This is a genomic window from Pseudomonas sp. 7-41, from assembly GCF_021233075.1.
In the GTDB taxonomy this organism is placed as follows: domain Bacteria; phylum Pseudomonadota; class Gammaproteobacteria; order Pseudomonadales; family Pseudomonadaceae; genus Aquipseudomonas; species Aquipseudomonas veronii.
Genome location: NZ_CP089551.1, coordinates 656,429 through 676,281, shown reverse-complemented (window position 1 = coordinate 676,281; position 19,853 = coordinate 656,429). Strand labels below are relative to the sequence as shown.

General features: G+C 62.1%; 21 protein-coding genes and 1 pseudogene. 19 read left to right on the top strand and 3 right to left on the bottom strand.

Annotation, left to right across the window (positions count from 1 at the left end):
- Positions 1–91: 91 nt before the first annotated feature.
- The 7 genes from hslV to LQ249_RS02880 all read left to right on the top strand — a co-directional run bounded on the left by hslV (position 92) and on the right by LQ249_RS02880 (position 7,880).
- On the top strand, positions 92–622 hold the full coding sequence (gene hslV / locus LQ249_RS02910; RefSeq protein ID WP_010563201.1) for an ATP-dependent protease subunit HslV: 531 nt from the start codon (positions 92–94) through the stop codon (positions 620–622).
- Positions 623–660: 38 nt separating this feature from the next.
- On the top strand, positions 661–1,998 hold the full coding sequence (hslU, locus tag LQ249_RS02905; protein ID WP_046384972.1) for an ATP-dependent protease ATPase subunit HslU: 1,338 nt from the start codon (positions 661–663) through the stop codon (positions 1,996–1,998).
- A gap of 146 nt (positions 1,999–2,144) precedes the next feature.
- A complete protein-coding gene (locus tag LQ249_RS02900; RefSeq protein WP_057003631.1) occupies positions 2,145–2,522 on the top strand; it encodes a gamma-butyrobetaine hydroxylase-like domain-containing protein in 378 nt (125 codons plus the stop codon).
- 249 nt (positions 2,523–2,771) lie between these two features.
- Entirely contained in the window at positions 2,772–4,451 is a 1,680-nt protein-coding gene (phaC, locus tag LQ249_RS02895) for a class II poly(R)-hydroxyalkanoic acid synthase (RefSeq protein WP_046384973.1), read from the top strand.
- Positions 4,452–4,614: 163 nt separating this feature from the next.
- A complete protein-coding gene (gene phaZ / locus LQ249_RS02890) occupies positions 4,615–5,460 on the top strand; it encodes a poly(3-hydroxyalkanoate) depolymerase (RefSeq protein WP_017849874.1) in 846 nt (281 codons plus the stop codon).
- An 88-nt stretch (positions 5,461–5,548) separates the two neighbouring features.
- On the top strand, positions 5,549–7,231 hold the full coding sequence (phaC, locus tag LQ249_RS02885) for a class II poly(R)-hydroxyalkanoic acid synthase (protein WP_232566178.1): 1,683 nt from the start codon (positions 5,549–5,551) through the stop codon (positions 7,229–7,231).
- 28 nt (positions 7,232–7,259) lie between these two features.
- Positions 7,260–7,880, top strand: a complete 621-nt coding sequence (locus LQ249_RS02880; protein WP_017849876.1) for a TetR/AcrR family transcriptional regulator — start codon at positions 7,260–7,262, stop codon at positions 7,878–7,880.
- Positions 7,881–7,993: 113 nt separating this feature from the next.
- On the opposite strand, the gene LQ249_RS02875 is transcribed toward LQ249_RS02880, so the two are convergent.
- The 3 genes from LQ249_RS02875 to LQ249_RS02865 form a co-directional block, all read right to left on the bottom strand.
- Positions 7,994–8,863, bottom strand: coding sequence for a phasin family protein (locus tag LQ249_RS02875; protein WP_057003629.1), 870 nt, complete (start codon positions 8,861–8,863; stop codon positions 7,994–7,996).
- Between the two features lie 12 nt (positions 8,864–8,875).
- Complete coding sequence (locus tag LQ249_RS02870; RefSeq protein ID WP_046384976.1) at positions 8,876–9,298, bottom strand: phasin family protein; 423 nt, start codon at positions 9,296–9,298, stop codon at positions 8,876–8,878.
- 104 nt (positions 9,299–9,402) lie between these two features.
- The gene (locus tag LQ249_RS02865) at positions 9,403–9,678 is read right to left on the bottom strand and encodes a polyhydroxyalkanoic acid system family protein (protein WP_017849879.1); all 276 of its coding nucleotides are present in this window, start codon (positions 9,676–9,678) and stop codon (positions 9,403–9,405) included.
- A 144-nt stretch (positions 9,679–9,822) separates the two neighbouring features.
- Between LQ249_RS02865 and ubiE the strand changes: the two genes are divergently transcribed.
- The 12 genes and pseudogenes from ubiE (at position 9,823) to LQ249_RS02810 (ending at position 19,853) form a co-directional block, all read left to right on the top strand.
- Entirely contained in the window at positions 9,823–10,593 is a 771-nt protein-coding gene (ubiE, locus tag LQ249_RS02860; RefSeq protein ID WP_017849881.1) for a bifunctional demethylmenaquinone methyltransferase/2-methoxy-6-polyprenyl-1,4-benzoquinol methylase UbiE, read from the top strand.
- Positions 10,593–11,216: a ubiquinone biosynthesis accessory factor UbiJ gene (locus LQ249_RS02855; protein ID WP_057003628.1), complete on the top strand. Its 624-nt coding sequence runs from the start codon at positions 10,593–10,595 to the stop codon at positions 11,214–11,216. The genes ubiE and LQ249_RS02855 overlap by 1 nt, the downstream gene beginning before the upstream one ends.
- The gene (gene ubiB, locus LQ249_RS02850) at positions 11,213–12,817 is read left to right on the top strand and encodes a ubiquinone biosynthesis regulatory protein kinase UbiB (protein ID WP_017849883.1); all 1,605 of its coding nucleotides are present in this window, start codon (positions 11,213–11,215) and stop codon (positions 12,815–12,817) included. The genes LQ249_RS02855 and ubiB overlap by 4 nt, the downstream gene beginning before the upstream one ends.
- Positions 12,818–12,858: 41 nt before the next feature.
- Complete coding sequence (gene hisI / locus LQ249_RS02845; RefSeq protein ID WP_017849884.1) at positions 12,859–13,251, top strand: phosphoribosyl-AMP cyclohydrolase; 393 nt, start codon at positions 12,859–12,861, stop codon at positions 13,249–13,251.
- Positions 13,252–13,253: 2 nt separating this feature from the next.
- The gene (locus tag LQ249_RS02840) at positions 13,254–13,586 is read left to right on the top strand and encodes a phosphoribosyl-ATP diphosphatase (RefSeq protein ID WP_017849885.1); all 333 of its coding nucleotides are present in this window, start codon (positions 13,254–13,256) and stop codon (positions 13,584–13,586) included.
- A 25-nt stretch (positions 13,587–13,611) separates the two neighbouring features.
- Positions 13,612–13,890, top strand: a complete 279-nt coding sequence (locus LQ249_RS02835) for a twin-arginine translocase TatA/TatE family subunit (protein ID WP_017849886.1) — start codon at positions 13,612–13,614, stop codon at positions 13,888–13,890.
- Positions 13,891–13,900: 10 nt separating this feature from the next.
- The gene (tatB, locus tag LQ249_RS02830) at positions 13,901–14,311 is read left to right on the top strand and encodes a Sec-independent protein translocase protein TatB (RefSeq protein WP_017849887.1); all 411 of its coding nucleotides are present in this window, start codon (positions 13,901–13,903) and stop codon (positions 14,309–14,311) included.
- Positions 14,308–15,102 carry a twin-arginine translocase subunit TatC gene (gene tatC / locus LQ249_RS02825; RefSeq protein WP_017849888.1) on the top strand — a complete coding sequence of 265 codons (795 nt, stop codon included), beginning with the start codon at positions 14,308–14,310 and terminating at the stop codon, positions 15,100–15,102. The genes tatB and tatC overlap by 4 nt, the downstream gene beginning before the upstream one ends.
- Positions 15,099–15,806, top strand: a complete 708-nt coding sequence (locus LQ249_RS02820) for a 16S rRNA (uracil(1498)-N(3))-methyltransferase (RefSeq protein WP_057003627.1) — start codon at positions 15,099–15,101, stop codon at positions 15,804–15,806. The genes tatC and LQ249_RS02820 overlap by 4 nt, the downstream gene beginning before the upstream one ends.
- Positions 15,807–15,886: 80 nt before the next feature.
- Positions 15,887–16,945: pseudogene (locus tag LQ249_RS31660) on the top strand (methyl-accepting chemotaxis protein); the annotation flags it as partial.
- Entirely contained in the window at positions 16,931–17,803 is an 873-nt protein-coding gene (locus LQ249_RS31655; protein WP_371928175.1) for a methyl-accepting chemotaxis protein, read from the top strand. The pseudogene LQ249_RS31660 and the gene LQ249_RS31655, both read left to right, overlap by 15 nt.
- A gap of 142 nt (positions 17,804–17,945) precedes the next feature.
- Positions 17,946–19,853: a methyl-accepting chemotaxis protein gene (locus LQ249_RS02810; RefSeq protein WP_169881397.1), complete on the top strand. Its 1,908-nt coding sequence runs from the start codon at positions 17,946–17,948 to the stop codon at positions 19,851–19,853.

Sequence of the window (19,853 nt, the reverse complement as noted above, 5' to 3'; positions counted from 1 at the left end):
GTACCAACCTCCCAAGGTTGAAATCATCCCCGCTACCCCCATATCAGTTCCCACCAGGGCATTTTCGCCCCGCTGCGTGGAGACTCTCCCCTTGACCACCATCGTTTCAGTACGTCGCCACGGCAAAGTCGTCATGGGCGGCGACGGCCAGGTTTCCCTTGGCAATACCGTGATGAAAGGCAACGCGAAGAAAGTGCGTCGCCTGTACCACGGCCAGGTGCTCGCAGGCTTTGCCGGCGCCACCGCAGACGCCTTCACCCTGTTCGAACGTTTCGAAGGCCAACTGGAAAAACACCAGGGCCACCTGGTTCGCGCCGCCGTCGAACTCGCCAAAGAATGGCGTACCGACCGCTCCCTCAGCCGCCTCGAAGCCATGCTGGCCGTTGCCAACAAAGACGCGTCGCTGATCATCACCGGTAACGGCGATGTGGTTGAGCCTGAACACGGCCTGATCGCCATGGGCTCCGGCGGTGGCTATGCCCAAGCGGCAGCCAGCGCACTGTTGAAGAAAACCGACCTGTCGGCCCGCGAAATCGTCGAAACCGCCCTGGGTATCGCTGGCGATATCTGCGTGTTCACCAACCACAACTTCACCATTGAGGAGCAGGACCTCGCCGAGTAAGCCGTAGGCTTATTCCCGCTTGAGGACCGCCAAACATTATGTCCATGACTCCCCGCGAAATCGTCCATGAACTCAATCGCCATATCATCGGCCAGGACGATGCCAAGCGCGCCGTTGCCATCGCGCTGCGTAACCGCTGGCGCCGGATGCAACTGCCGGAAGAACTGCGCGTTGAAGTAACGCCCAAGAACATCCTGATGATCGGCCCGACCGGCGTCGGTAAAACCGAAATCGCCCGGCGCCTGGCCAAGTTGGCCAATGCCCCGTTCATCAAGGTCGAAGCGACCAAGTTCACCGAAGTCGGCTACGTGGGCCGCGACGTCGAGTCGATCATTCGTGACCTGGCCGACGCTGCCTTGAAGCTGCTGCGCGAACAGGAAATGACCAAGGTCAGCCACCGCGCCGAAGACGCCGCCGAAGAACGTATCCTCGACGCCCTGCTGCCACCGGCGCGCATGGGTTTCAACGAAGACGCCGCGCCAGCCTCGGACTCCAACACCCGTCAGCTGTTCCGCAAACGCCTGCGTGAAGGCCAGCTGGACGACAAGGAAATCGAGATCGAAGTCGCCGAAATGTCCGGCGTCGACATCTCCGCGCCGCCCGGCATGGAAGAAATGACCAGCCAGCTGCAGAACCTCTTCGCCAACATGGGCAAGGGCAAGAAGAAAAGCCGCAAGCTCAAGGTCAAGGAAGCGCTGAAACTGGTGCGCGACGAAGAAGCCGGGCGCCTGGTGAACGAGGAAGAACTCAAGGCCAAGGCCCTGGAAGCGGTCGAGCAGCATGGCATCGTGTTTATCGATGAGATCGACAAGGTGGCCAAGCGCGGTAACTCCGGTGGCGTCGACGTGTCCCGCGAGGGCGTACAGCGCGACCTGCTGCCGCTGATCGAAGGCTGCACCGTCAACACCAAGCTGGGCATGGTCAAGACCGACCACATCCTGTTTATCGCCTCCGGTGCGTTCCACCTGAGCAAGCCAAGCGACCTGGTGCCGGAGCTGCAAGGCCGCCTGCCGATTCGCGTGGAGCTCAAGGCGCTGACCCCGGGCGACTTCGAACGCATCCTCAGCGAGCCGCATGCCTCGCTCACCGAGCAATACCGCGAGCTGCTGAAAACCGAAGGCCTCGCCATCGAGTTCCTGCCGGACGGCATCAAGCGCCTGGCGGAAATCGCCTGGCAGGTCAACGAGAAGACCGAGAACATCGGCGCCCGTCGCCTGCACACCTTGCTGGAGCGCCTGCTCGAGGAAGTGTCGTTCAGCGCCGGCGACCTGGCCGGTGCGCAGAATGGCGAAGCGATCCAGATCGACGCCGCCTACGTCAACAGCCACTTGGGCGAATTGGCGCAGAACGAAGATCTGTCTCGCTATATCCTGTAAGCCTCACACAGCACTGCTTTGCTTCAATGTGGAGGGGGCTTGCCCCCGATAGCGGTCGGTCAGACAGATGTATGCTGACTGACACACCGCCATCGGGAGCAAGCCCCCTCCCACATTTTGAAGCCGGTTTATTCAGGATCTCATCAATGTCGAAATTTCCTACTGCTGTAAACCTGCACAAAACCTCCAACACCCTCGGCCTCACCTACGGGCCCGACGAGGCCTACCAGTTGCCCGCCGAATTCCTACGGGTACATTCGCCTTCCGCCGAAGTCCAGGGCCACGGCAAACCGATCCTGCAATTCGGCAAGCTCAACGTGCGCTTGAACAAGATCGAACCGGCCGGCCAATACGCACTGAAATTGATCTTCGACGACGGACACGACAGCGGATTGTTCACCTGGGACTACCTCTACCAACTGGCCGTGCGTCAGGACGCGCTGTGGGCCGATTACCTCGCCGAACTCAAAGCGGCCGGAAAAACCCGCGACCCGGATCAGTCAGTCGTGCGGCTGATGCTCTAGCCCAGGCTTCTTGCGCTTTAGAGGGCATTTTCTAATTCCATCTGCTTGAATGCCCACTCCTGTGGCCAACGATTGGCCCGCTTGCGAAAAAAATTAAACTCGGGTAACCAATGGAACTGGCAAGTTCCCTGCATTTGACGATGCGGTATCAACGGTCACCCGAGTCGCAGTACCTGGCTTGTGTTGTGTATCGAAACGTGGTGCGCAGCGGTACCCGGTACTCGTCTTTCGGACAATGGAGCGTCGTAGATGAGTAACAAGAATAACGATGACTTGAAACGCCAGGCCTCGGAAAACACCTTGGGGCTGAACCCGATCATCGCGTTACGTAAAAAGGACTTATTGGCCTCAGCGAAGATGGTGCTGAGCCAAGCCATCAGACAACCGTTGCACAGCGTCAAGCATGTCGCCCACTTTGGCGTCGAATTGAAAAATGTGATGTTCGGCAAATCCGCGCTGATGCCCGAAAGCGATGACCGTCGCTTTCACGACCCGGCCTGGAGCCAGAACCCACTCTACAAGCGTTACCTGCAAACCTACCTGGCGTGGCGCAAGGAACTGCACGACTGGATCGGTGACAGCAACCTGTCGGAACAGGACATCAGCCGCGGTCACTTCGTGATCAACCTGATGACCGAAGCCATGGCCCCCTCCAACACGGCGGCCAACCCGGCGGCGGTCAAGCGCTTCTTTGAAACCGGCGGCAAAAGCCTGCTCGACGGCCTGTCCCACCTGGCCAAGGACATGGTTCACAACGGCGGCATGCCGAGCCAGGTCAACATGGGCGCGTTTGAGGTCGGCAAGTCCCTGGGTACCAGCGAAGGTTCGGTGGTGTTTCGCAATGACGTGCTGGAGCTGATCCAGTACAAGCCGATCACCGAACAGGTCCACGAACGCCCGCTGCTGGTGGTGCCACCGCAGATCAACAAATTCTATGTCTTCGACCTGAGCCCGGATAAGAGCCTGGCGCGCTTCTGCCTGCGCAACGGCCAGCAGACGTTTATCGTCAGTTGGCGCAACCCGACCAAGGCCCAGCGCGAGTGGGGCCTGTCGACCTATATCGAGGCGCTCAAGGAAGCGGTCGATGTGGTCACCGCGATTACCGGCAGCCAAGACATCAACATGCTCGGCGCCTGCTCCGGCGGCATCACCTGCACCGCCCTGCTCGGCCACTACGCGGCGCTGGGGGAGAAGAAGGTCAACGCCCTGACCCTGCTGGTGAGCGTGCTGGACACCACCCTGGACACCCAGGTGGCGCTGTTCGTCGACGAGCAGACGCTGGAAGCGGCCAAGCGCCACTCCTACCAGGCCGGCGTGCTGGAAGGCCGCGACATGGCCAAAGTATTTGCCTGGATGCGCCCCAACGACCTGATCTGGAACTACTGGGTCAACAACTACCTGCTGGGCAACGAGCCGCCAGTGTTCGACATCCTGTTCTGGAACAACGACACCACGCGCTTGCCGGCGGCATTCCACGGCGACCTGATCGAACTGTTCAAGAACAACCCACTGGTGCGCGCCAACGCCCTGGAAGTGTGCGGCACGCCGATCGACCTCAAGCAGGTCACGGCCGATATCTACTCATTGGCCGGCACCAACGACCACATCACACCGTGGCAGTCCTGCTACAAGTCGGCGCAGCTGTTTGGCGGCAAGGTGGAGTTTGTGCTGTCGAGCAGCGGGCATATCCAGAGCATCCTCAACCCGCCGGGCAACCCCAAGGCGCGCTACCAGACCAGCGACGGCCTGGCGGGCAAGCCGCTGGAATGGCAGGAAAATGCGACCAAGCACACCGACTCGTGGTGGTTGCATTGGCAGGCGTGGCAGGCGGAGCGGGCGGGCAAGTTGAAGAAGGCACCGACGACATTAGGCAATAAAACCTACGCCGCAGCCGAAGCGGCACCGGGTACCTATGTGCATGAACGCTAGAGCACACTTTTTTGGGATTGAAATGAGATCAAATGTGGGAGGGAGCTTACTCCCGATAGCGGTGTATCAGTCGCCAGATCCATTGACTGACCGAACGTCATCGGGAGCAAGCCCCCTCCCACACTGACCTCACTCGGACTGCAATACTTCACAGGGCTTGAGCATGCCGCAACCGTTCATCTTCCGCACCATCGACCTGGATGGCCAGACCATCCGCACGGCGGTACGCCCGGGCAAGTCGCACTTGACGCCACTGCTGATCTTCAACGGCATCGGCGCCAACCTCGAGCTGGTGTTTCCGTTCGTCCAGGCCCTGGACCCGGACCTGGAAGTGATCGCCTTCGATGTGCCGGGCGTGGGCGGCTCGTCGACACCCAAGCGGCCGTATCGCTTTCCCGGCCTGGCCAAGCTCACCGCGCGCATGCTCGATTACCTGGACTACGGCCAGGTGAATGCGGTGGGCGTGTCCTGGGGCGGCGCGTTGGCGCAGCAGTTTGCCTACGACTACCCGGAGCGCTGCAAGAAGCTGATTCTCGCCGCGACCGCCGCCGGTGCGGTGATGGTGCCGGGCAAGCCGAAAGTGCTGTGGCTGATGGCGAGCCCGCGGCGCTATATCCAGCCGTCTCACGTGGTGCGTATTGCACCGATGATTTATGGCGGTTCGTTCCGCCGCGATTCGAACCTGGCCGCCGAACACGCGAGCAAAGTGCGCTCGGCCGGCAAGCTGGGTTACTACTGGCAACTGTTCGCCGGGCTGGGCTGGACCAGCATCCACTGGCTGCACAAGATCCGTCAGCCGACCCTGGTGCTGGCCGGGGACGACGACCCGCTGATCCCACTGATCAACATGCGGATGCTCGCCTGGCGCATTCCCAACGCACAGCTGCACATCATCGATGATGGCCACCTGTTCCTGATCACTCGCGCCGAAGCCGTGGCGCCGATCATCATGAAATTTCTCGAGGAGGAGCGCCTGCGCGCGGTGATTCATCCCCGTCCGGCGGTGTAAGGACCACACCGCCGCGCAACTTGCCGAGAACCGACTATGGTTCTGAATTGGCGTGCCTGTTGATGACTTGACGAAGGAGTGTTGGCTCATGCGAGAACGACCCGTGACGAACCCGGCGCCCACCCCTGCCGCGTTCATCAATGCGCAAAATGCGATCACCGGCCTGCGCGGCCGGGACTTGCTGTCGACCCTGCGCAGCGTCGCCGCCCACGGCTTGCGCAACCCGGTGCATACCGCTCGTCATGCCCTGGCCCTGGGCGGTCAACTGGGGCGCGTGCTGCTGGGCGAAACCGTGCATGAACCCAACCCCCACGACAGCCGCTTCATCGACCCGACCTGGGCCCTCAACCCGCTGTACCGACGCAGCCTGCAGGCGTACCTGAGCTGGCAGAAGCAAACCCGCAGCTGGATCGATGACAGCACCCTGAGCGCCGATGACCGCGCCCGCGCGCACTTCGCGTTCACCCTGATCAACGATGCGGTATCGCCCTCCAACACCTTGCTCAACCCGCTGGCCATCAAGGAACTGCTCAACTCCGGCGGTAACAGCGTGGTGCGCGGCGTGAGCAACCTGTTCGAAGACATGCTGCACAACAACGGCCTGCCGCGCCAGGTCAGCAAGCACGCCTTTGAAGTGGGCAAGACCGTCGCCACCACGCCAGGCTCGGTGGTGTTTCGCAATGAGCTGCTGGAGCTGATCCAGTACAAGCCCATGAGCGAAAAGCAGTACGCCAAGCCCCTGTTGATCGTGCCGCCGCAAATCAACAAGTACTACATCTTCGACCTGAGCCCGGCCAACAGCTTCGTGCAGTACGCCCTGAAAAACAGCCTGCAGACCTTCATCGTCAGCTGGCGCAACCCGGATGTGCGCCACCGCGAATGGGGCCTGTCCACCTACGTGGCCGCGCTGGAGGAAGCACTCAACATCTGCCGCGCAATCACCGGCGCCCGCGAGGTCAACCTGATGGGCGCCTGCGCCGGCGGCCTGACCATCGCCGCGCTGCAAGGCCACCTGCAAGCCAAGCGCCAGTTGCGCCGCGTCGCCAGCGCCAGCTATCTGGTGAGCCTGCTCGACAGCCAGATCGACAGCCCCGCCACCCTGTTCGCCGACGAGCAAACCCTGGAAGCCGCCAAGCGCCGTTCCTACCAACAGGGCGTGCTGGACGGTCGCGACATGGCCAAGGTATTTGCCTGGATGCGCCCCAACGACCTGATCTGGAACTACTGGATCAATAACTACCTGCTGGGCAAGGAACCGCCGGCCTTCGACATCCTGTACTGGAACAACGACAACACGCGCCTGCCCGCCGCCCTGCATGGCGACCTGCTGGACTTCTTCAAACACAACCCGCTGAGCCGTCCCGGTGGCCTGGAAGTGTGCGGCACGCCCATCGACTTGCAGAAGGTCACGGTGGACAGCTTCAGCGTGGCCGGGATCAACGACCACATCACGCCATGGGACGCGGTGTACCGCTCCACGCAGTTGCTGGGCGGCGAGCGGCGCTTCGTGCTGTCCAACAGCGGGCATATCCAGAGCATCCTCAACCCGCCGGGCAACCCCAAGGCCAACTACGTCGAGAACCTCAAGCTGAGCAGCGACCCACGCGCCTGGTACTACGACGCCAGCCACGTCGAAGGCAGTTGGTGGCCAGAGTGGCTGGCGTGGATTCAAGCGCGCTCGGGCGTACAACGCGAAACCCTCACCGCCCTGGGCAACCAGAATTACCCACCGATGGAAGCAGCGCCAGGCACTTACGTGCGGGTCCGCTGAGCTCAACGATCCTATTTAAGAAGACCGGATGAAAACCCGCGACCGTATCCTTGAATGTGCCCTGCTGTTGTTCAACCACAAGGGCGAACCGAACGTGTCGACCATGGAGGTGGCCAATGAAATGGGGATCAGCCCCGGCAATCTCTACTACCACTTCCATGGCAAGGAACCGCTGGTGCTCGGGCTGTTCGAGCGTTTCCAGAGTGAGCTGGCGCCCCTGCTCGACCCACCGCCAGGCGCGCAACTGGAGGCCCAGGATTACTGGCTGTTCCTGCACCTGATCGTCGAGCGCATGGCCCATTACCGGTTCCTGTTCCAGGACCTGTCGAACCTGGCGGGGCGCCTGCCGAAACTGGCAAGGGGCATTCGCCACCTGCTCACGGCGCTCAAGCGCACCCTGGCGTCATTACTCGCACGGCTGCAGGCGGCGGGGCAGTTGGTCAGCAGCACCCAGGCGCTGGGCCAATTGGTGGAGCAGATCACCATGACCCTGCTGTTTTCCCTGGACTACCAACGCATTCTCGACCGTGAAGGCGAGGTGCAGGTGGTGGTCTACCAGATCATGATGCTGGTCGCGCCGCACCTGTTGCCAGCGGCGCGGGAAACCACGGAGCGCCTGGCGCTGCGCTATATGGACGATCCGGGTTAAACGTGTGCCTTACAGGCACTGCGCGAGAACCGTGCGGCAATCGAATGGACTGACCGATCATAAAAACGCCCGACCTTCACAGGCCGGGCGCTTTTTCAGGTGCCCCGAAAAGATCAGGACTGACTGGATGGCGTCGGGGTTACCGATGCGGCAGTCGGTGCAGGCGCAGCGGTCGGTGCGGCTGCCGAGTTGGCGCTGGAAGCGGCGAGTGCCGCAGGCGCAGGCTTGGCGGCCACGGCCGGCTTCGCTGCTGCGGGCTTTTTCGCGGCGACCGGCTTCTTCGCGGCGGCAGGTTTGGCCGCAGCAGGTTTGGCGGCGACCGCTTTAGCGGCGGGTTTGGCAGCAGGCTTGGCAGCGGCTTTAGCGGCCACTGGTTTAGCCGCTGGCTTGGCCGCAGGTTTGGCCGCTGCAACTTTCGCCGCTGGCTTGGCCGCAGGTTTAGCCACGGCTTTGGCTGGCGCTTTGGCCGCAGGTTTGGCAGCCGGCTTGGCGGCGGCTTTGACCAGTGGCTTGGCGGCCGTTTTCGCAGCCGGCTTGGCGGCAGCGGTTTTAGCGGCAGGCTTGGACGCAGCAGCCTTCACCGGGGTGACTTTGGCACCGGTGAGTTTTTCGATTTGCTTGGTCAGGGTCTCGACCTTGCTGTGCAGTGCTTTCACTTCAGCACGGCTGGGTACGCCCAGTCGCGAAATCGCACTGTTAAGGCGCTTGTCGAAAGTTTCTTCCAACTTGTTCCAAGTCTCGGAAATGCTCGACTTGGCGGAACCGGCGCTGGCCTTGGCCGCATCGACTTTTTTACCCACGGTGCTTTTGGTCAACTTCTCGGCCTTCTCGCCGTCTTTAACCAACGTCTCGAAGAGTTTGCTGCCGTCACTGTCGATCTTCGAGTAAACGCCTAAACCAGCCAGCCAGATCTTGCGGGAATATTCTTCAACTTTCCCAACCCACGAGCTGCCTTCTTTCTGAGTAGTCTTTTTAACAGCCATCCCGATGTCTCCTTAGTGTTTACGCGCGACACGTTCGAGCAATGCCGTCAGCTCTTCGAGCTTAGCAGAGAGTGTCTCCACGTCATGTTTAGACGCAATGCCGATTCGATTCAAGGCACTTGCAACACGAGTGTCAAAAGCTTTTTCAACTTTATCCAGTTGAACTTCAACCCGGCCTTTGACGCTGGAGAGATTACTCTTTACTTGGTCAATCTGACTGTTGGCAGCATCAAGTTGTTCAACGGCAACTTTTTTACCTTTACTTTCAACATGTTGCCCAGTCTTTACCAGCTCTTTGAAGTACGCGCCGCCCTCGTTTCCGACCCTGGCATAGGCACCCAGGCCTGCCAGCCAGATCTTGCGGGCATAGGTTTTAACCTCGTCCAGGGCGTGGCTCGGGGCGTCGATTTTTTTCTTCAGGGTAACTTTGGCCATGGTGCACCTCACGCAAAAAGGGTGGAGGAACGGCCCGCAGAAGTTGAGGGCTTGGGCACAAAGTAGGCAGAAAAATTAGAATCGGCACCCTAACAACAGTCGGATCAGGCCAAGGCTTTATCCAGGGCTTTCTCGATTTCAGTCTTGATGGTGCCACTCATGGCCGACATCAGCAGGCCCAGTTCCACATCGATACGCAACAGATCAGCGGCGACCTGCACCGTGCCTTTAACCCCCGAACGCTTGAGGTTCAACGTATCGCCAGACCACGAAGGCTCCAGGCCATATTGATCCTGGAGTTTCTGTGCCAGCTTCTCGGCCTTCGCCCGTGCGCCTTCTTTACCCAGGGTGTGTGCACGTTCAACAGTGATACGGGCCATTGCAACGACTCCTCTTTATAACGACTTGAACACCTGCCATGCGGCAAAAGGTCTCGGTGAGCACCTATCTTACCTTCAGCCTTGCCAAGACAAAGCAGGCCTTGGGGATTATCATGTCCCGCATTCTCTTTTGGTGACAGCGATATGACTGATCAGCGCAAAGGCAGCGATGCCGAACCCACCACTCACTTCGGCTTCAAAAACGTCCCGGAAAGCCAGAAAGCGCAGAAAGTCGCTGAAGTGTTCCACTCCGTTGCGGCCAAGTACGACCTGATGAACGACGTGCTGTCCGGCGGCATGCACCGCCTGTGGAAGCGCTTCACCATCGAATTGTCGGGCGTGCGTACCGGCAACCGCGTGCTGGACATCGCCGGCGGCACGGGCGACCTGGCGGCCAAGTTCTCCAAGCTGGTCGGCCCGACCGGCCAGGTGGTGCTGGCGGATATCAACGGCTCGATGCTCAAGGTCGGCCGCGATCGCCTGCTCGACAAAGGCGTGGCCGGCAATATCGAATTCGTCCAGGCCGATGCGGAAAAGCTGCCGTTCCCCGACAACCATTTCGACTGCGTGACCATCGCCTTCGGCCTGCGCAACGTGACCCACAAGGAAGACGCGATCCGCTCGATGCTGCGCGTGCTCAAGCCCGGTGGCCGGCTGTTGGTGCTGGAGTTCTCCAAGCCGACCAACGCGCTGATGTCCAAGGTCTACGACACCTACTCGTTCGCCTTCATGCCGTTGATGGGCAAGCTGATCACCAACGACGCCGAGAGCTATCGCTACCTGGCCGAATCGATCCGCATGCACCCCGACCAGGAAACCCTGAAGTCGATGATGGTGGACGCCGGTTTCGACCGCGTGACCTACCACAACATGACCTCGGGCATCGTCGCCCTGCACCGCGGCATCAAGCCCTGATGCTGTTCCAAGGCCTGCTCGCCAGCGTCGAACACGGCGTCAACCGCGTGCTGCGCCTGGACAGCACCGCCCTGGCGCGGCTGGCGCACTTGAACGGCAAGATCATCGCCGTCGACTGCACGAGCCCCGCCTTGCAGCTGTTTATCCTGCCCAGCGACGAAGGCCTGTTGCTCGCGACCCATTGGGCCGCCGAGGCCGACTGCACCCTGCGTGCGCCGGCCTCGAGCCTGTTGCACCTGGCGCTGAGCCGCAACAAGACCGCCATCCTCCACGGCCCCGAAGTGGCGCTGGAAGGCGACAGCGCGGTGCTGATGGACCTGGCCGCCGTGCTGCAGGACCTGGAACTGGACTGGGAATACGAACTGTCGCGCTGGATCGGCCCCGTGCCCACCCAGTTGATCAGCGGCCACTTGCGCAGTCGCACGCACTGGTACCAGCAGGGGTTCGCCAGCCTCAACCAGAACCTCGCCGAATACCTGAGCGAAGAATCGCGCACCCTGGTCGGACAACGGGAAGCGCAAGCGCGCTTTCGTGAACTCGACAAGGCCAAAATCGACCTGGAACGCCTTGAGGCCCGCTTCGAGCGCCTGAGCCGTTCCCTTGATCCAAGCGATAACGCATGAAGCTGCTCGCCGTCCGCCGTTTGTTCCGTATCCAGCGCGTCGTAATCCGCTACCGCCTCGATGACCTGCTGTTCGCCCTGCCGTTGCCGTGGTTCCTGCTTGCCGTGCGCTATGTGCTGCCGTGGCGCTGGTTCCCGCGCAAGCCGCTGGACCTGAGCCGTGGCGCGCGCCTGCGCCTGGCCTTGCAGGATCTGGGGCCGATCTTTATCAAGTTCGGGCAGATCCTCTCGACCCGTCGCGACCTGCTGCCCGAAGACATCGCCGACGAACTGATGCTGCTGCAGGACCGCGTGCCGCCGTTCGATTCGCAGCAGTCGATGAAGCTGATCGAAGAGCAGTTGGGCCGCAAGATCAGCGACGTGTTCAGCCGTTTCGACGTCGAGCCCCTGGCCTCGGCCTCGGTGGCGCAAGTGCATGCGGCGCAGCTCAAGACCGGCGAAGAAGTGGTGGTGAAGGTGATTCGCCCGGGCCTCAAGCCGATCATCGGCCAAGACCTGGCGTGGCTGTTCATTCTCGCCCGCGCCGCCGAACGCTTCTCCGCCGACGCGCGCCTGTTGCACCCGGTGGACGTGGTCGCCGACTACGAAAAAACCATCTACGACGAACTCGACCTGCTGCGCGAAGCGGCCAACGCCAGCCAGCTCAAGCGCAACTTTGAAGGCTCACCGCTGCTGTATGTGCCGCAAGTGTATTGGGACTGGTGCCGCCCGAAAGTGTTGGTGATGGAGCGCATCTACGGCGTGCAGGTCACCGACCTCGCGACCCTGGCCGACCAGCGCACCAACATGAAGATGCTCGCCGAGCGCGGCGTGGAGATCTTCTTCACCCAGGTGTTCCGCGACAGTTTCTTCCATGCCGACATGCACCCCGGCAATATCTTCGTCAGCACCCTCAACCCGTGGAGCCCGCAGTACATTGCGATCGACTGCGGCATCGTCGGCAGCCTGACCCCGGAAGACCAGGACTACCTGGCGCGCAACCTGTTCGCCTTCTTCAAGCGCGATTACCGCCGCGTGGCGCAGTTGCACATCGACTCGGGTTGGGTGCCGGCGGAAACCAAGCTCAACGAATTCGAAGCGGCGATCCGCACCGTGTGCGAGCCGATCTTCGAAAAGCCGCTGAAAGACATTTCCTTCGGCCAGGTGCTGATGCGCCTGTTCCAGACCGCGCGGCGCTTCAATATGGAAGTGCAGCCGCAGTTGGTGCTGCTGCAGAAAACCCTGCTGAACATTGAAGGCCTGGGCCGCCAGCTGTACCCCGACCTCGACCTGTGGAACACCGCCCAGCCGTTCCTCGAACGCTGGATGCGCGAGCGGGTCAGCCCGAAAACCCTGCTGGGCAACCTGCAGAGCCAGGTGGAGCAACTGCCGCACCTGGCCAACATGACCCGCGACCTGCTGGAACGCATGTCCCAGCCCCACGCCAAAGACCCGACGCCGCCGTGGCACACGCGCAAGGACGACTGGTTCCTGCGCCTGCTGGGCGCCGCGCATCTGGTCGGCGGGGTGATGCTGGCCATCGGCGGGCCGCTGAATCAACTGGGCCACTGGCCGGCCGGCATCATGGTCGCCGTGGGTGTTTATCTGATCGTGCGTCGGTAGCCAATCCGGTTATACACTGTCGCAAATTGCCGGAGCCGAAGATGAAAGACTGGCTGGATGAGATCAAGTGGGACAGTGACGGCCTGGTGCCGGCCATTGCCCAGGACTACAAGACCGGGCGCGTGCTGATGATGGCCTGGATGAACCGCGAGGCCCTGAGCCTCACCGCCGCTGAGCAGCGCGCCATTTACTGGTCACGTTCACGTGGCAAACTGTGGCGCAAGGGCGAAGAGTCCGGGCACGTGCAAACCCTGCACGAGATACGCCTGGACTGCGACGCCGACGTGGTGATCCTCAAGGTCGAGCAGATCGGCGGCATCGCCTGCCACACCGGCCGCCACAGCTGCTTCTATCGCGTGTTCGAGAACGGCGAGTGGAAGGTTGTGGAGCCGGTACTCAAAGACCCGCACGCCATTTACTCGGCAGGACACTGAACATGAGCGATACCCTGAACCGTGTGGCCCAGGTGCTGGAAGAGCGCAAAGGCGCGGATGCCGAAAGCTCCTACGTCGCCAGCCTGTACCACAAGGGCCTGAACAAGATCCTGGAAAAACTCGGCGAAGAATCCGTCGAGACCATCATCGCCGCCAAGGATGCCGAGATCAGCGGCGACTGCAGCGATGTGATCTACGAAACCGCCGACCTATGGTTCCACAGCCTGGTCATGCTCGCCCAACTGGGGCAGCATCCGCAGGCCGTGCTGGATGAACTGGACCGTCGCTTCGGCTTGTCCGGGCATGCCGAAAAGGCCTCGCGCCCGTCCGCCTGAATAACTTTTACAGAGGAATTGCAGCATGGGCATTTTTGACTGGAAACATTGGATCGTCATCTTGGTGGTGGTCGTTCTGGTATTTGGCACCAAGAAACTGAAAAACCTCGGCACCGACGTGGGCGAGTCGATCAAGGGCTTTCGCAAGGCCATGAACGACGACGAAAAACCCGCCGAACCCGCCGCCAACCCGGTGCCGCCGGCCCAACCGGTCCACCCGCAGGCGACCCAGCCGATCACCGAGCGTCGCACCTTCGACGTGCAGGCTGAAAAAGTCGAAGAGCCGATCCGCAAAGACTCGTGAGCACTGACTAATGTTTGGTATCAGCTTCTCTGAACTGCTGCTCGTCGGCCTCGTGGCCTTGCTGGTACTCGGGCCGGAACGCCTGCCCGGTGCCGCGCGCACGGCAGGCTTGTGGATCGGGCGTCTGAAACGCAGTTTCAACGCCATCAAACAGGAAGTTGAACGGGAAATCGGCGCCGACGAAATCCGCCGCCAACTGCACAACGAACACATCCTGTCGTTGGAGCAGGAGGCGCGCAATATTCTGACGCCGGTGCAGGAGCAGGCCAAGCCGGTGACACCGGTGGCCGAACACAGCATTGCGCCCACGCCCGTTGTTGAAGCAGCGCCCGCTACCCCGACCGCTCCAACCGAGCCAGCGCCGACGCCAACCGCGCCGCCCGCTCCCCATGACCCTACATTGCCGCCGCGAGCCCCATGAGCGCTGATAAACCGGAAAACGACCAGCACATGCCACTGGTCTCGCACCTCACCGAGCTGCGTACCCGCCTGCTGCGTTGCGTGGCGGCGATCTTCGTGATCTTTGCCGGGCTGTTCGCCTTTACCCAGCAGATCTACACCTTCGTCTCCACGCCACTGCGCCATTACCTGCCGGCCGGCGCGACGATGATCGCCACCGACGTGTCGTCGCCGTTCCTGACGCCGTTGAAGCTGACCATGATGGTCTCGCTGTTCCTGGCGATCCCGGTGATCCTGCACCAGATCTGGGGCTTCATCGCCCCCGGCCTGTACAAGCATGAGAAGCGCATCGCGGTGCCGCTGCTGGTGTCGAGCATCCTGCTGTTCTACACCGGCATGGCGTTCGCTTACTTCCTGGTGTTCCCGCTGATCTTCAAGTTCTTCGCCGCCGCCACCCCGGCCGGCGTGGAGATGATGACCGACATCACCAGCTACCTCGACTTCGTGATGACGCTGTTCTTCGCCTTCGGCGTGGCCTTCGAAATTCCGGTGGCCGTGGTGTTGCTGGTGTGGATCGGCGTGGTCAACGTGCAGTACCTGAAGAAGATCCGTCCCTACGTGGTCATCGGCTGCTTCGTGGTCGGCATGATCCTGACCCCGCCGGACATTTTCTCCCAGACCCTGCTGGCCGTGCCGATGTGGATGCTGTTCGAGATCGGCATCCTGTTCAGCAGCCTGATCACCAAGCGTGGCGAACACCCCGACGACCAAGCCGCCGACGACAACGACCAGCCGCCAGCGACCCAGCCGTGAACCTGTTGCTGCTTGAAGAGGCCGACTTTATCGCGGCCGACCGGGTGGTCCTGCGTGACCGGCGCCTGGTGCATATGCAGGACGTCCACCGCGCGACGGTGGGCGACAACCTGCGGGTCGGGCGTATCGGCGGGCTGATGGGCAATGCCCAAGTGCTGCGCCTGGAAGCCCACGAAGCCGAGCTGCAAGTGGCCTTCGACCTGCCGCCGCCGGCCAAACTGCCGCTGACCCTGCTGCTGGCCCTGCCACGCCCGAAAATGCTGCGCCGCGTGCTGCAGACCGTCGCCGCCATGGGCGTGCCGAAGGTGGTGCTGGTCAACAGCTACCGCGTGGAAAAGAGCTTCTGGCAAACCCCCTTCCTGGAGCCCGAGGCGATTCGCGAGCAATTGATCCTCGGCCTGGAACAGGCGCGCGACACAGTGCTACCGGAAATCGTCATCGAAAAACGCTTCAAGCCCTTCGTCGAAGACCGCCTGCCCGCCATGACCGCAGGCACCCTCGGCCTGATCGGCCATCCCGGCGATTACCCGCCGTGCCCGCGCGGTCTGGACGAGCCGGTAACCCTGGCCATCGGCCCGGAAGGCGGCTGGATACCCTACGAGGTCGACCTGCTGAGCAAGGCCGGTTTGCAACCGGTGCAACTGGGTGCGCGCATCCTGCGCGTGGAAACCGCCGTCACCGCCCTGCTCGCCCGGCTGTTCTAGCCACCCATCCCTACAGATTCCTGCTGCGCTGCCGATAACCTTCGAATAAGTCCAAGCCTTGTTCCACGGGAGTTCGCAGCATGTATCGTTGGTTAGCCGAAAAGCTGGGGAATGTCAGCGTCAACCACAAGCTGGGCGTGGGCTTTGGCCTGGTGTTGCTCCTTACCTTGTTGATCACCTTCACCGGCTGGACCGGCCTGGGCGATGTGACCAGCCGCGGCGACAAACTGGGGTATATCTCCAGCCTGAGTGTCTTGACCAAAGACCTGCGTATCGCTCGCCTGGACTATGAAATGCGCCGTGGCGAACAAGGCACGGCGGCCGTCAGCGAGCTGCTGAACCGCCTGGACAGCGGCATGAAGACCGCCCGCACGCTGATCGAACAACCCGCCGACATCGCGCTGGTCGATGAACAATTGGCCGCCGTGGACCAATACAAACGCGCATTCAGCGATATGGCGCAAGCCGGGGCCAACCGTGAGGATGCGCGCAGCAAGCTGGGCAATACCGCCGACAATGCGGTGCTCAAGGTGACTGAAGTCGAGAAGTCCCTGCTGCAAGGCGACAGCGTCACCCAGTTCAATAGCGTGGTCGACCTGAGCAAGCTGATCCAGCAAGCGCGCTTCCAGGTCCGCGGTTACACCTACAGCGGCAAGGTCGAGGCTGAGCAACCCGCGCTCGACGCCATCGACAACGCGCTGAAGAAGATCACTGAACTGCAAGGCTCATTGCAGGAGCAATACCAGGCCAACCTGCAGCAGGCCAGTGTCTCGCTGCAAGCCTATCGCGCCGCCGTCAGCCAGTTCCGCGACTCCCAGGTGGCCACCGCCGTCGCACTCAAAACCATGAGCGAGCAAGGCGATATCCTGCTGAACCGCAGCGATAAACTGACGATTTCCCAGACCGCGGTGCGCGACACCGATGCCGCCCAGGCCAAGTACCTGCTCCTGCTGGCCACCGTGCTGGCATTGATCTTTGGCCTGGTGGCCGCCTGGGCGATCACGCGTCAGATCGTCATCCCGCTGAATCAGACCCTCAAGGTGGCCGAGCGCGTTGCCTCCGGCGACCTGAGCCACGACCTGACGTCCACGCGCCAGGACGAACTGGGCCAACTGCAACGCGCCATGCAAAGCATGACCGTAGGCCTGCGCGAATTGATCGGCGGCATCAGCGACGGCGTCACCCAAATCGCCAGCGCCGCCGAGCAATTGTCGTCGGTCACCGAGCAGACCAGCGCTGGGGTCAACAATCAGAAAATCGAGACCGACCAAGTCGCCACGGCCATGAATGAAATGGCCGCGACCGTGCAGGAAGTTGCGCGCAACGCCGAGGAAGCGTCCGAAGCCGCCGTGGCAGCGGACCAGCAGGCCCGCGAAGGCGACAAGGTGGTCGGTGAAGCCATCGCCCAGATCGAACGCCTGGCCACCGAAGTCGGCAACTCCACCGAGGCCATGGGCCATCTCAAGCGCGAAAGCGACAAGATCGGCAGCGTGCTCGACGTGATCAAGTCGGTGGCCCAGCAAACCAACCTGCTGGCGCTGAACGCCGCGATTGAAGCAGCGCGTGCCGGTGAAGCCGGGCGCGGCTTCGCGGTGGTGGCCGATGAAGTGCGCAGCCTGGCCCAGCGCACGCAAAAATCCACGGAAGAGATCGAAGAGCTGATCGTCGGCCTGCAAACGGGCACCCAGCAAGTGGCGACCATCATGGACAACAGCCGTGGGCTGACCGACAGCAGCGTCGAATTGACGCGCCGCGCCGGCAGCGCCCTGGCGAACATCACCCGTACCGTATCGACGATCCAGGCGATGAACTCGCAGATCGCCACCGCCGCCGAGCAACAAAGCGCCGTGGCCGAAGAGATCAACCGCAGCGTGCTGAACGTGCGCGATGTGTCAGAACAGACGTCCTCGGCCAGTGAAGAGACCGCCGCTTCCAGCGCCGAACTGGCGCGCCTGGGCATCTACCTGCAAACCCTGGTCGGACGTTTCCGCATCTGACCGGGCTGGGCGGCGACCCATCCGGGTCGCCGCACTTCAGCATCTTGTGAAATTTCCTACACGCTTATCAGCCCGCCCTCACCCCAAATCGTTTTAGCGTTTGCCTTGTTGCGCAGCGCTTTTTCAGATTTGGAGGTTCATCATGTTTCCTCGGCTGACCCGCTTGCTGGTCAACGCCAGCGTCCGACTCAAACTCGCCCTGGGTTTTGGCCAGGTGCTGGTCCTCAGTTTCATCATCGCCATGACAGGCTGGCAGGCCTTGAATGCCGCACTGTTCCGCTCCAGCAACCTGACGGTGCTGGGCCAACTGGCCGCCGACGCGGAGGCCATGCGCGCCGACCGCATCGTGTACCGAACGCTCACCGACACGGCCAGCCTGGGCAAAATGACGCGGCAGATCGAAAAAATCGACCAGCACCTCGACTACCTGTCAAAACACATGAAAGACCCGACCGACCTGCAACGTCTCGAGGAAGCTGAACGCCTGGTGGCCGCCTTCAAAGCGGTGCTGGTGGAATTGCCGCCGTTGATCGAACAGCGGGAAAACGCCCGGCCACCGCTGCAAAAAGCCGCCCTGCAAGCCAGCGACACCCTCGCGCAACTGTCCAGCGAACTGCCTGACCAGCAAGACCAGCAGGCGCTCGACGCCATCGAAGATCTGCGCCAGGCCATGGAACAGGCCGAAGATCGCGCGCGCAGCCCCGCCTGGGCCGCCGAGTCGTTGCAGGCCTATGCCGAAGCGGTGGGCAAGGCCCTCGACGCCCTGGACGTCGCTCAAGTCGCCGTCACCAGCCTGCCCGTGGACGCCACCCTGCTCAAAACCGACCTCGCGCAATACCGTGCGCTGCTGACCACGCTCAAGCAGGCACAACTCGACACCGAGACCGTGCAAAACCGCTTTGAACAACAACTCAATCAGTTGCTGGCGCAAAGCGATCTGGTCAGCCAGGGCCAGGTGTTCAAACGCGACCGGGAAGCGCAGCACACCCGAACCCTGCTGATCAGCGTCACCCTTGCCGCCCTGCTGCTGGGGGCCTTGGCGGCCTGGTGGATCGCCCGGCAAATCGCCGTGCCGTTGCGCGAGGCCTTGGCCGTCGCCAACCGCATTGCCGCGGGCGACTTAAGCGAAAACCCCGCCGTGGAGCGCCGCGACGAACTGGGCCAGTTGCAGCAGAGCATGGCGCGGATGATCCGCAACCTGCGCGGCCTGATCAGCGGCATCGGCGACAGCGCCCGGCAAATCGCCAGCGCGGCTACGCAGCTATCCACCGTCACCGAGCAAACCCGCGCGGGGGTCAACAATCAAAAGGACGAAACCGACCAGGTGGCCACGGCCATGAATGAAATGCTCGCCACCGCCCAGGAGGTCGCCCGGCATGCCGAGCAAGCGTCGATCGCGGCGAGCGAAGCCGACCAACAGACCCACCTCGGCGACAAAGTGGTTGCGCAGGCGGTGGAGCAGATCGGCCACCTGGCCAGTGAAATGGAACTGTCCAGCCGGGCGATGCTGGCGTTGCAGCAGGAGAGCCAACAGATCGGCAGCGTGCTCGACGTGATCAAGTCAGTCTCCCAGCAGACCAACCTGCTGGCCTTGAACGCCGCCATCGAAGCGGCGCGCGCGGGCAGTGCCGGGGAAGGTTTCGCGGTGGTCGCCGATGAAGTGCGCAGCCTGGCCCTACGCACGCAGGAATCGGCCGAGGAAATTGAAGGACTGATCTTGCGTCTGCATACCGGCACCCAGCAGGTGGCGGACATCATGGACAGCAGTCGCAGCCTCACGGACAACAGCGTCAGCCTGACCCGCGACGCCGGCGACGCCCTGGCGGCCATTGCGCGCACGGTGTCGGTCATCCAGGAAATGAACCCGCAGATTGCCGCCGCCGCCGAGGAACAAAGCGCTGTGGCCGAGGAGATCAATCGCAGTGTGTTGAAGGTGCGCGATGTGTCCGAGCAAACCGCCGCCGCCAGTGAAGAAACGGCGGCGGCGAGCGCTCAGTTGAGCCAGTTGAGCCTGGATTTGCAGACACTGGTCGGCAAGTTCAGGCTCTGA